We start from the raw sequence: 12,054 nt of genomic DNA on the forward strand, positions 1-12,054 counted from the left end.
ATGCCACACCCCCGGCAAAAGATTAGATTTTCAAATTTCTCAAAAAGGCGTCACAAATATTGTTGCCCCAATAAATACCTTTTCTCGTTAGATGGAAAGCATCATCTTTTTCTGTCGCGTAGCCTTCCGCCAGAAGTTGTTCCACAAGCTTTCTGATCTCTGCGCCGAACATTTCTTTATATTCATGACGGGGAATTTTGCATTGCTGGATGGCGCCGGTCAGCCTGGAAACAGTCTGGTATTGGCGCTTTGTGACGACGCCCACCAGCTTTGTGTCGGGCTGGTTTTCCACATAATTCCGATAGTTACCGAGGCTTATTGGGTTCATATAGGTTATGTCGGCAAGATTACCCCCCGCTCCCGCACCCAGCGCCAGGGTATCCGCCCCTTGATACCTTGCCGTTATATAGCGGTAGCGGTCATGCCGGATCAGCTTGGTTAGTTCCAACATGGAAAATCCCCGGTCGATAGCTCTGGTATAAATACGCTCGAACAAGGCCATGTCCGTATCATCCGTACAGCCTTTCAGTTGGGCGCCCGGCTGTGTAATCAGCGAGTAAAAAGAAAAACCGGCCAGTTCCAGGGAAAAAACGTTGTTTAAATCTTGGTCTAATTCTTCCCCGGTCTGCCGGGGATAGTGATAAATGATGTCGATATTCACATTCTCAAATCCCCGGGCTTTTATTTGCGAAAGCTTCTGATAGGCTTCCCGGCCGCTGCCCAAACGCCCCAGCAGCTGCCTGCCCCGGTCGTTGAAGGTCTGGATGCCTACACTGATCCTGTTTACGCCGCATTCCTGCATGCTGCTGATTTTATCCTCAGTCAACTCGGTAACAGTGGACTCAAAGGTGATTTCCGCGTCATCCGCCAAACAGAAATTCTTTTTCAAGACGCTTACGATCTCTTTAATGGACCGGCTGCTCAAGGTGGTAGGGGTGCCGCCGCCAAAATACACCGCTTGAAAAGTCAAGCGCCGGATATAATCCAGATCTTGATATCGCTCGCTTTCTTTGATAAGCAGCCTGGCATAATTGTCATCAGGCGCGCCATTGACTCTGATCATATTACAAAAGGAACAAATTTTCCGGCAGAAAGGAATATGGATGTAGATTACGCCTTCCCGGGGAACTCCGGGAAGGCTTTTGAGATATTCGTTTACATCCATCCTGCCTATTGCCAGGTTTTTCATAACATCATACAGCTCGTGATGGCTCTTCAATCTTTGTGCAAACATTTATTTCTCCTATCCTAAATCATTGAAATATTTCCCGGAAGGTTTCTCTGGCCCGGTCCAAATCCGCCTCGTCCGGATGATTGCTGGCGATTTCAAAGCGTTTCATGCTTTCCTCCGTAAGGGCATGGGGGTGCCCCGGGGGAAAAGCTTTAAATGTTTCTATTAATTTTTCATCAATTTTTCCCTGGCAGGCGAACTCTCCGACCAACTGGTTTTCCTGAAAGAGGGTCCGCGCCTCCTTGATGTATTTCTGCCCGTGCGGGGAATCCGGATGCGCGCCCATCGTGCAGAAAAAGGCTGTTTTTTTATTTTTGAGCGTAGAGAGGTAGTCCAGGGCTTCTTGGTTAGGCTTCCCTTTATCAATCCAAAACCCTACCACCACCATATCAAATTCTTCGGGTGGGGGCGCGCCGCTAATTTGACTAAAAGCCGTATCCGCCGGAACCACTTCTTGAATGGCCTTTGCCACTTTTTCCGTGTTTCCCGTCCTGCTGCTGTAAGTCAATAATACTTTCATCATATACCTCCTCAGCGGCGCTGAACGCCGCCTGATTTTTTGTATGGCTGCAATTAAAAATTCCCGCACTTGTTAAACCGCTAAAACGTATTTGCAATCTTTCGTTTCCACCACTTTTAAATTAACGCCGAAAATTTCTTGCAAGGTGGCGCTGTTGATGGCCTCATTCAATTCCCCCTGGACGATCACCCTTCCTTCTTTCAAGCCAATCACCTCATCGCTGTAATAGATGGCTTGATTAATGTCATGGAGCACCATGACAATGGTCATACCCAAATCCTTGTTCAGTGATTTGATTAAACTCAGGATCTGAATCTGATAACGGATATCCAAATAGGTCGTGGGTTCATCCAAAAGCAGGATCTCCGTCTTTTGGGCCAGCGCCATGGCAATCCACACCCGCTGCCGCTGGCCGCCGGAAAGGGTGCAGAGCGGCTTGTCTTTGTATTCATAAATGTTGGTGACACGCATGGCCCAGTCAATGGCCTCTTCATCCTCGCTGCCGCTGCGCCGGTAAAAGGAGGAGTAGGGTGTGCGCCCGTAGGCAACCAAGGTTCTGACCGTGGTATCATTGGGGGCGGAATTATATTGATGGACAATGGCCACTTTTTTGGCAAACTCCTTTAAGCAGATCTCCTGAATATTTTTCCCGTTTAGATAGACCCCCCCGCTTACAGGCTTGAGGTTTTTCGTCATCAGATAAAACAGAGTGGATTTACCGCAGCCGTTTGAACCCATAATTGTGGTAATTTTGCCTTTTCTGATCCGGGCGGATATGGACTGCAAAACCGTCTGTTTGCCATATTGAAAGGATAAATCCTTAATTTCCATAGGTTTTATCACTCCTCCTCAGCAGGAAAATAAAGAAGGGGCCGCCAATAACCGCCATAACAATCGACGCGGGGATTTCGTAAGGGGCGGCGATGACACGGCCTGCCGTATCGGCCAGCAAAACGGTAAAACTACCCAGCAGGATGGAGAAAGGGATCAACGTCCTGTGGTTTGATCCCACCAGAAGCCGGGCAATATGGGGTACAATCAATCCCACAAAACTGATCACCCCCGCCACCGCTGTGGCAATGCCGGCCAGCAGCACGGCGACGGCCGATACCAGCACCCGGACGGCATGTACATTCACGCCCAGGTTTCGCACGGTTTTGTCCTCCAGGGAGAGGAGGTTGCACCTGCCGGAGACGGCCAGCGCCCCCAGCAAGCCAACAAGCACGTACCACACCAGGGTGTGCACGTCGTCCCAGGTTTTCATGGAAATATTGGCGCCGACAATGGCCGCAACCACGCTTTGCCGGCCTCCCGTCATATAATTGACCGCCTCCAGCAGCCCGGAAAAGACGGCATTGACGGCGATACCCACCAAAATAATGCGCAAAGGGGTCAGCCCCGACTTCCAGGACAGGGAGTAGACCAGGAAACAAGCAACCACCCCGCCCCCAAAGGCAAATATGGGCGAAAAGAAAAACCACGCGGGAAAAAACATGGTGACCAGAACCGCGGCAAAGCTCGCTCCTGCTGAAATGCCGATAATGCCCGGATCGGCCAGGGGGTTTTTCATCACGGCCTGAAACAGCACCCCGGAAACAGCCAGGGCCGCTCCGGACAGCACGGCAATGATAATCCTGGGGAAACGCAAATCAAAGACCACCGCTACATTCTCGTTGTAGGCCACAAACAGGCCCTTCAGCAACTCGGGCAAGGAAACCCGGATGCTGCCCAGATTGACCGAGGCAAAAATCAAGCCGGCCAGCAGCAACCATAAAACCACAAAGCTAGTCAGTGTTTTCTTCATCAGAAGCGCTCCCCTGACCGTAAAACATTTCAAACAGTTTGTTTAAACCTTCTTTGTACCCTAAAGAAGCGCTCATATTGAACGTCTTAAAATCCAAATCATAGACCCTTTTATTTTGCACCGCCCGGAAATGCTTCCAAATGTCGTTTTCCTCGAATTCCTTGGCGAACATTTTTTGCACCTCGTCCGGCAGGCCGTGGGCCGCCCGCAAAATGATATCTGGATCGGTTTCAGCGATGACCTCGGTGTTGATGTTGAGCAGCGCCCCATCGTCCTCAAACACGTTGCTCCCGCCGGCCAGCTTGACCAGATTGCCCACGTAGGATCTTTCCGTGGCCACCATGTAGGCGCCCGGTATGCCCATTAAAATCAAAACCCGGGGGCTCTCTCGGCCCTCTATTTTGGCGTTGTACCCGTTCATAAAAGCCTGGTAATCTGCAATCAAGGTGTCGGCTTCCCGGGTTTTTTGGTATTTTTTCCCCAGGTCTTCAATGCTTTTAAACATTCCCTCCACACTCATCAGGTTGACAAAGGTGCAGGGCACGTTGATGCTCTCATATTTGGGCTTTAAATCATACTGCAGGGAGTTGGGACTGAGCACGTCGGTGGTCTTCAGGGACTTGATAATTTCCAAGTCCGGCGTCATGGGCAGGCCCACCCTGGGCACATCCCGGTAACGCTCCGGCAATTCCATGGAAGTATCGGGAACACCCGCCAAATCCAGGTCCAATTGAGCCAGCACCTCACACAAAGCCGCCGAAGTGCAGACAATCCGGGGCTGCCCCTGGCTTGCGCTTTCCCCTGATGGCCGCGTGGTGCAGCCGGTAAAACCCATCATCAGCACGATATACAACAAAACAGCAAATATTTTTCGCATAATCACACCTGATTCAGCTTATTTTTCGTTCTGCCGCGATAGATAAAATATCCCCCTGCGCCCAGGCACACAACCGTTGCAAAAACGATTGGAAGCACAGGCGATGCGGAAGCGCTCTCCCGGTTTTCCGCGGGCGCGGCTTCCCCCTGCACCCCAAATTCCACGATGCCCTGTACTTCCTTCGTGCCGTCTGCGCGGGCGGCAGATGAAGAAATATCCGCCTGCGCTTTAGAACCATCCGGACTGCCGACGGCAGCCGGGTCCGCCTCAGGCGGCAGGGAGTCATCCGGTTTAGCCTGGTCAGCTGACGGACCAGCAGGCGCAGCCGACTGCTCCGGCGCGGGCTGGGAGCCCGAATTGCTATTCACAGCGGTTCCGTTGAAGGCGGCAAATTTACCATCATCTTTTTTGGCGCTGCTCATGTCGATAGCTACAAAAAAGGTCACATCCCTGTTCATAGGCCCGACAAAAAAGGAAGGGTTAATCAGTACATCCGCCGCCGGCAGGGCAAAACGGAAATCCTCGGTGTTTTCCTCCTTATTTCCGCCCACCACTTCATAGGAAACCTCACGGTAGGACGCGCCATCCCCCTTAGCCGACTGCACGTTGAATTTGATATCCTTGATAAAGGATATCATCTTGAGGCGCAGGGTTACATAGTGTTTCCCATTCTTCTGCTCATACAGGCTGACCGGGTAGACCGTGTTTCTACACATGGCCTCGCCGGTGGAGGTATCGCCCCCGTCATCCGCTGTGCCGGTGTCGGGATTGACATAATGAGTATTATTTGAAACAACATAAGTCCCGTCCGTCAAGGCAAACGCGGGGACATGCGCCGCGCCTGCCACAGCAGCCCCCAGGACCAGCAAGCCCAAAAGCAGTTTTTTAATCATTTTTTAGTTATCAAATACCTCCTCTTTCCATCACTTTTTCTCATCCAACGACGCGAACACGCACCGGGCAAGGCAAGTTGCTTCTTTCCGCCAGGCGGGGAGTATGCTCATTGCCCTGCTCCGGTTGCGGCCGCTTACTGTGCTTACCGTCAGTCTGAAAAACCGGCGCTTCTGGCGAGGATCACCGCCGCCTCCGCCCGGGTGGCAAGACCCCGGGGGTCGAACATGTTATGCTCTTTGCCCGTAATAATTCCGGCCATGTTCATCTTTTCCACGCTCTCTCTGGCCCAGGCGCTGATCTCTCCTGCGTCGGCAAAGGTCAATGCCCCCTGTTCTTTCAGGGATGTGTTGTCAAAAACCAGCCTGAACTTGGGCCTGATCTCGCCCATTCCCCTGGGCACATAGACCTGCATGACGGTAGCTTCCTGAATATCCTCCACTTCGAAGGTGATTGTCAGGGTGTTCTCCTGCTGATTTAGAAATCTTTTTACATCTGCCAGTTCTCCGCCGCTCTGCTGGACTTTTAATTCTTCAAGCATATCCATGGTGACATACTCGGTGCCGTGCCAAACCATGGTGGCGGTGATTTTGCCCCCGGCCACAGTCAGGGTGGCCGGTTCCGTGAAGAACTGATCAGCCATGGAAGCGTCATCTTTATTTTCCATCAGGGCGGAGGCGTCAATGGTGTACCGCCCGTCTTTCAGCGCTCCCTCCGGCACGGCGGCGGTCGCAGGAGCGGAAGCGTCCGGCAGCTCGATCCCGGCGATTTTGGCAAACTTTACAAAGATCACGGCCATCTCTTCCCTGGTAATTTCCCGGTCGGGTTCAAACATGCCGTTACCAACGCCTCTGACCAGATCATTCGCCGCAGCCCAGGCTATATAGGGAGCATAATACGTCTCCGGGGCCACATCGGCAAAGGGGGACGCGGCATATTTTGCGGGATCGATCTGGCAAATCCGGCCCAGAACGGTTACAAACATCCCCCGGGTTATGAAAGCATCGGGACTGAACATGGTCTCACTTGTACCATTGAACATGCCCTTGCTCACGACAAAATAAATTACCTTTTCGGCCCAGTGGCCTGCGATATCCGTAAATTTTAACGCTGCGGCAGCTTCAGCTGCCACGGGGATTTCTTCTGTTTTTTCAAAAACAGCGCTGATTGTGCCGTCTTTCTTAACCGCCTTAAAAGTGTAGGTGCTTACCGCGCCAACGGATTTACCATTGACCAGCACATCCTTGATCTTATATCCAGCATTAGCCGAGATCGTAAAGGTCTGGTCTTCGTTCTTTTTCACACTGACGTCTCCGCTGGGGCTGATGGCACCGCCCTCCCCGGCTTCAGCCTTAATGGTGTATTGGGTCGCGGCGCTGACAGCGCCGGAAGACACCAGTCCTCCTCTCTCCAGAGAGTTCTTGTAAAAGACCAGGCGGAACACTTTATAATCAGGACCCATATAGTCGGTCTGCACTCTCATATACACGGGTTCATCAATGGTGCTGACGGTAAACGCTATTGTCATCGTGTCGTCCGCGTCGTTCAGTGTCTTCGTTACATTGATCCAGTTGCCGCTGCTGTTTTGGTATTGCAGTTTGTTGATATAACGCATGTGGATGCCGTCGTCCTTTTCCGGACTGCTGGTGGTGCCGTACATTACGATAGTCACGTTAATTATGCTGCCGGAGACCTCAAGCACCGCGGGCTGAGTAAAGAATTGCTCCGCCATGGAATAATCGTCGGAATATTGCTGCAAGGCGTCAAACTTGATGTTGTAGATTCCATCACTCAATTCGCCGGTGTCTTCAGGAACGCCGCCGGTACCGCTGCCGCCGGTCGGTGCGCTGATGATCGCATAGGTGCTGAAGTGGTCGGTGTAGAAAGTCACGGTTTTGTTCGTCAGGTCGAACGTGGCTCCCATGTCCTCAAGCGCCCCCGTATCCGGGTTGTAATGGCAGAGCTTTTTGCTTCCAGCGCTTGCAAGGGCCGCGACTTGTTCGTCCGTCAGGCTGATGGTAATTTTGACCGAACCGCCCAAATCAGTGATCGACTGGTCCCCTATTTTCAGGTTCAGTTCGATGGCGCTCACCAGGGTGTCCGTGTCTGCCATGATGCTGATAATGCTTTGCCGCGTGCCCGCGGAAGCCTCGTTCTTTTGTAGCTGCAGGCTGCCGGTGCCGGACGCGTCGCCGGCAAAATAGTTATTCAGATACTGCACCGGGAAGACGATATTCACGTCGCTGAAATTAAGCCCGATATTCCGGGTGACGGAGATGCCGGCGATATCGCCGCGTCCGATGGTCACGACGCCCGCGCTGGCGGTGATTTCCCGCACGGGTTCATCGTTCGGGTTGGGTTCGCCCGGCGCGACCAGGTTGCCGTAATCCAATTTGATCCTGGCCACCTGATTGCCGACGCCCATACTGCCCATTACCGGCACGTAGACGTGCACCCAGGTGTACTCCTGCCCCGGCACGACAGGCACGGTTATCTCCTTCGGGTACATCTTGCCCGCGCAATTCGGGTCCGTGCTGTCCGGCGCGTTAAAGGCGTCCACCACGTCGTAGGTGGATACGACGGTGGCCGGAATCAGATCGTAGCTTTCGGGGTAGTTATACTGGTTGAACACGATGTTTTTCAGCAAGTCAAGCTGCGAAAGGTACCCCGTCATGTTCATGGCCGCCACGGTCAGCGCCTTGAAGGTCAGGTGCAGGGTTCCCTCGCCGTTTTCCACCACAAGCTTGGCGGTCTGCTCCAAACCCCCGTTGCCCATGGAGGCCATATCGCTCGTCGCGTGCCATAGGCTTACCGGAATGGTGTAGGTGCCGTCGGCCAGGCCTTCCGGTTCCTGCTCGCCCGTTATATCCGCCAGGGTCTCCCTGTCAAAGGACAGGCGGAAGTAAGGGGAATAGCCCATCGGAGCCGCATATGCCTGGAGGTGCAAAGGCTCGTCAATGGTGCTGACGGGCATTTTATAAGTGGCCAGGTTCGCGGCCGGATCGCTGGATGTAAGCTCCGCCGCCACATACTCGCCTGCCGCGTTCCGATATCTGAAATCGCTCATTATATCCGCGTTGTCTGTGGTGAGATACAGGTGCATCTGCCCGCCGACCACCTTGATGGAAGCGTCGTTGATAATATAGTTGTCGGCCATGGAGGGGACGTCCAGGCTTGCGTGCAGCAAGGTGACGGTAATGCCGTACGTATGGCCGTCCTGCGGAAATCCGTCGCTGGAGCCGGCGCCAACGGTCAGTTGGATTTGATAGGTCACCTGGCTTCCGTCGATGGGACTGGCTGCCATCAGCACGATGGAATTGACGCCGGTCGCCAGGCCCCCCGCCATCAGGCTCTCACCGCTGTTGACCGTTGTATCGCCCATGGTGATGGTGGTGTCGCTTTTAACGCCTGTCGGCGTCAGGGTGATGGAGGAGGTTCCCGCAGGCGCTTTCGCGGAAAGAGTATAACTGAGAGCGCCATCATTTTTTAACTCCAGCTCACCCGCGCTGCTCTCCAGGCTTTTCAGCGCGGCGAACGGCCCCTGCGGCGCTGCGTTTCCCGTCACCGTCACCGGCACGCTACGGTTCCGCAGCTTCTGGATTTCGCTCAGCTCGGTGGACCCCTCGCTGAACTGGATGAAGTTCTTGGTTATGTTAAGTGTTTTTAGCGCAGTCAATCCGTCAAAATAGTTTTCGGGTATGGTTTCAAGAAAATTATTTTGCAGGTACATATGCTGTACGTTGGGCAAAGTTTTAAACCCTTCCGGCAGTTCGCCCAGGCGGTTGTTTTGCAGTTGTATTGCTGTCACCGCCGTCATCCGGGACAGGTCCGCGGGCGCGGCGGCCACCTTGTTGTAACTCATCTTAATTGCCTTCAACGCCGGCATGGATGCCAGGGCGCCGGGCAATGCTTCGAAGCTGTTGCTCCCCAGGTCCAGATCGCTGAGATTTGTCAAACCGCCCATGGAAGCGGGCAGAGTCTTTAAAGAGTTCGCTGCCAGCTTCAAAGTCTTGAGGGCCGTCCAGTCCCCGACGCTGTCCGGCAGGGCGGTCAGTTTGTTGTTGGCAAAATTGGCGGTTTCCAGGTTCGTCAGGCCGCTCAAATCATCGGGCAGGGTGGTCAGGTTGTTGTAGCTCATGTTTATCTCGGTCAGGGCGGTCAAGTTGTTCATGCTGGCCGGCAACGCCTCAATCTGGTTGTTGTTTAGAGTAATTTTTCTTAACTTGTTAAGATCGCCGATGCCGCCGCCCACTTCCCTGACCCTGTTGTTATCCGCCGTTATGTCCTCCACATTGGGCAGGGTAAATAGGCCTTCTGGAATATTTTCCAGCATATTGTAGCCCAAACTGACAGTCGTTACGCCGGTGAGCCCGCTCAGGTCGGCGGGCAGCGAGGTCAGTTGATTGTGCATGAAAGCCATGGTTTTTAACTTGGATAAGCCGTTGAAGCTAGCGGGCAGGGTTTGGAGCAGGTTATTAGTCATATATAGCGTTTCTAAGTTGCCCAGGGCGGAAATGCTGCTGCTGATCTCCGCAATGGCATTGTTCTGCAGGTCCAATTTTACCAGCGAGGTCAGGTTGAACAAGCTTTCCGGCACCCTTTGGAAATTGTTGTCGTTGCCGTAAAAGGTGGTCAGGGCCGGCAGGTTCGTGAACTGCGGCAGGTCCGTCAGCTGATTGTACCCGACATTGATTTCCGCCAGGTTGGGCATGTCCCCGATGGCCGGCAGGCTCGTCAAGGCATTATTGCTTAGATTTAATTGCTCAAGATTCGGCAGTTGCGCAATCTCTCCAAGCATGGCGTTCAGGTTCTCCACGCCGCCCAGGCTGCTGTAGCTCATGTCCAGATGTGTCACGTTAACGGCATGCCGCAGCCCCGTCAGGTCGGTTATTCCTTTGCCTCTTAGGTTTAAGTATCCCCGCAGCCACTCCATGTCTTCCTTCTGGATGGCGTATTGTCCGGCATCTTCACCCAGCAATGCGCAGATGGCCTGGCGCAGCGCCCCGTCCGGAATATCAGCCGGGCCCAGGGAGAAAGCGGAGGGGCTGTCAAACTGCAAGCGGAACGTTTTTGAGACTCCCGAAATTGTTATGGTGGCGCTGGTCGGGGCGCTGATGTCGTTGACCATAGCCTTGTGGGTGCTGGAATAGTCATAGCCGTTGTACGAGAGTCTGGTCCCGTCGTATGTGGCGCCTGCTACCGTCCTTATGCCGGTCACATAGCTCCCATAGGTATCCGCGCCGTCTATCGTACCCCGGTTAAAGCGAAGGGTGGCCGTCACCTGGCCTCTGTCCACCTTGAGCAGGGCGTCCTCGGACAGCAGAGCCGCCACGGGCGAAGTCCCCTCGTCGGCTTCGTTCAAAGCCGTTACTTTGATATTATACTTGCCGTCGGCGAGGGTGCCGCCGCTGCCGCCCACCACGACTTCGGCCGTGGCCGTCAGGTTGTGGGGGTTGGCGTAGCCTGCGGGTATGTCGCCCAGGGTTGCCGTAAAGGTGTAGCTGCCGACGGTTGACGGGTCATAGGTATCCGTCTCCGTCCAGCCGGCCACCGGGACGGAGACCCCGCCGCCGCTGTATGTCGCGGCGGTTACACTGGGATATTGCGCGCTGAGGGCCGCGATCACCGCCGCGGCGTCCGCGTATACCGCTGCAGACACCGTGCCGGCGGACAGTGTTATGGGAGCAAATGAGGTTATCTCCTCATCAGGTTCCGAAAAAGCCGCCGCCGGGAACAGGGTGATAATCATAGAAAACACCAGTAAATAACTCAAAATTTTTTTGTGAATACTGTTAATTTCTGCACAACTCCTTTCTCCTCTGGCTTGAAACCATTTTTACGTTTATCTCCCAGGCGCTTAAATAAACGAATGTTGATATAAATAATTGTTTTTACGCAGATTAGCCTGTGCTAACCAGATGTCTTTTAAAAAGGTACCCGCAGGTGCCTTTTAATTGGGTTGGCTTGTGGCAACCCCAGTATTATAATTAATTAAACAACTGGCAAATGCTGTTATCAAAGAATGTGTGGGACTGGTTGAGCAAAGCAGATCAATCAGTCCCACTGGTGCGGTTTCTTAGAACATGATCTTTAATCTGGCTTGGGAAACGGGCATGGAGCTGCCTTCTACCTTAACTGTTACCTGGACCTTTTGCCACGCGCCGATAACTGCTCCTCCACCTGTAGTAATAGCCGTTTCGTCCGTAATCGGGAAAATGAAGGCGTCCGGAACCTCATCTAGATCATAGTCGACAACGACGACGTCTTCATCGGTATAGACTCCACCATCATAATATTCAAGTTTCTCCAGATACCCGGTATACTCGCCGAACGTCATCGGAGAAACTCCCAGCGTCATTGTGGCCACGCCGCTCGCCACGGTAACCGAGGCGGGTGAATCTATGGCGGGATCTCCCATGGACAATTGATCTAATGTGGCATGATACAGATCAACCCCCACGCTGTGTGGGCCTGGTCCTAGTGCTCCAAGGGTATCTGCAACCGGTCCGGCGCTGGCAGTCATGGCAAAGGACATCACCAGCATCAAGGCCATCACGGCCACCGTCAACAATCTTTTTTTCATTACTCTAAGCCTCCTTAAATTTTAAATAGCCTCTCGGCATTCGCCGAGGCAGATGGCACAAGGCTTTGCTTGAACCATCGTTATTGAATTCCTCCTACTTACCATAGAGGAATTTTTTTTAAATCCGCATCCAATTGGGAATTCGGAT

General features: G+C 53.3%; 8 protein-coding genes. All 8 read right to left on the bottom strand.

Annotated elements, in window-relative coordinates:
• Nucleotides 1–22: 22 nt before the first annotated feature.
• The 8 genes from L9W92_RS15600 to L9W92_RS15635 all read right to left on the bottom strand — a co-directional run bounded on the left by L9W92_RS15600 (nucleotide 23) and on the right by L9W92_RS15635 (nucleotide 11,906).
• The gene (locus tag L9W92_RS15600; protein WP_240084668.1) at nucleotides 23–1,234 is read right to left on the bottom strand and encodes a coproporphyrinogen-III oxidase family protein; all 1,212 of its coding nucleotides are present in this window, start codon (nucleotides 1,232–1,234) and stop codon (nucleotides 23–25) included.
• A gap of 19 nt (nucleotides 1,235–1,253) precedes the next feature.
• Entirely contained in the window at nucleotides 1,254–1,754 is a 501-nt protein-coding gene (locus tag L9W92_RS15605; protein WP_240084669.1) for a flavodoxin family protein, read from the bottom strand.
• A gap of 69 nt (nucleotides 1,755–1,823) precedes the next feature.
• Nucleotides 1,824–2,582: an ABC transporter ATP-binding protein gene (locus L9W92_RS15610; protein WP_240084670.1), complete on the bottom strand. Its 759-nt coding sequence runs from the start codon at nucleotides 2,580–2,582 to the stop codon at nucleotides 1,824–1,826.
• Nucleotides 2,572–3,555: a FecCD family ABC transporter permease gene (locus L9W92_RS15615; protein ID WP_240084671.1), complete on the bottom strand. Its 984-nt coding sequence runs from the start codon at nucleotides 3,553–3,555 to the stop codon at nucleotides 2,572–2,574. Before L9W92_RS15615 ends, L9W92_RS15610 begins: the two co-directional genes overlap by 11 nt.
• Nucleotides 3,536–4,432, bottom strand: coding sequence for a heme ABC transporter substrate-binding protein IsdE (gene isdE, locus L9W92_RS15620; protein WP_240084672.1), 897 nt, complete (start codon nucleotides 4,430–4,432; stop codon nucleotides 3,536–3,538). The genes L9W92_RS15615 and isdE overlap by 20 nt, the downstream gene beginning before the upstream one ends.
• Before the next feature lie 2 nt (nucleotides 4,433–4,434).
• Nucleotides 4,435–5,325, bottom strand: coding sequence for a heme-binding Shp domain-containing protein (locus tag L9W92_RS15625; protein ID WP_240084673.1), 891 nt, complete (start codon nucleotides 5,323–5,325; stop codon nucleotides 4,435–4,437).
• Between the two features lie 149 nt (nucleotides 5,326–5,474).
• Complete coding sequence (locus tag L9W92_RS15630; RefSeq protein WP_240084674.1) at nucleotides 5,475–11,096, bottom strand: NEAT domain-containing protein; 5,622 nt, start codon at nucleotides 11,094–11,096, stop codon at nucleotides 5,475–5,477.
• 303 nt (nucleotides 11,097–11,399) lie between these two features.
• A complete protein-coding gene (locus L9W92_RS15635; RefSeq protein WP_240084675.1) occupies nucleotides 11,400–11,906 on the bottom strand; it encodes a hypothetical protein in 507 nt (168 codons plus the stop codon).
• Nucleotides 11,907–12,054 lie beyond the last annotated feature (148 nt).

It is taken from the genome of Pelotomaculum terephthalicicum JT, from assembly GCF_022410535.1.
In the GTDB taxonomy this organism is placed as follows: domain Bacteria; phylum Bacillota; class Desulfotomaculia; order Desulfotomaculales; family Pelotomaculaceae; genus Pelotomaculum_D; species Pelotomaculum_D terephthalicicum.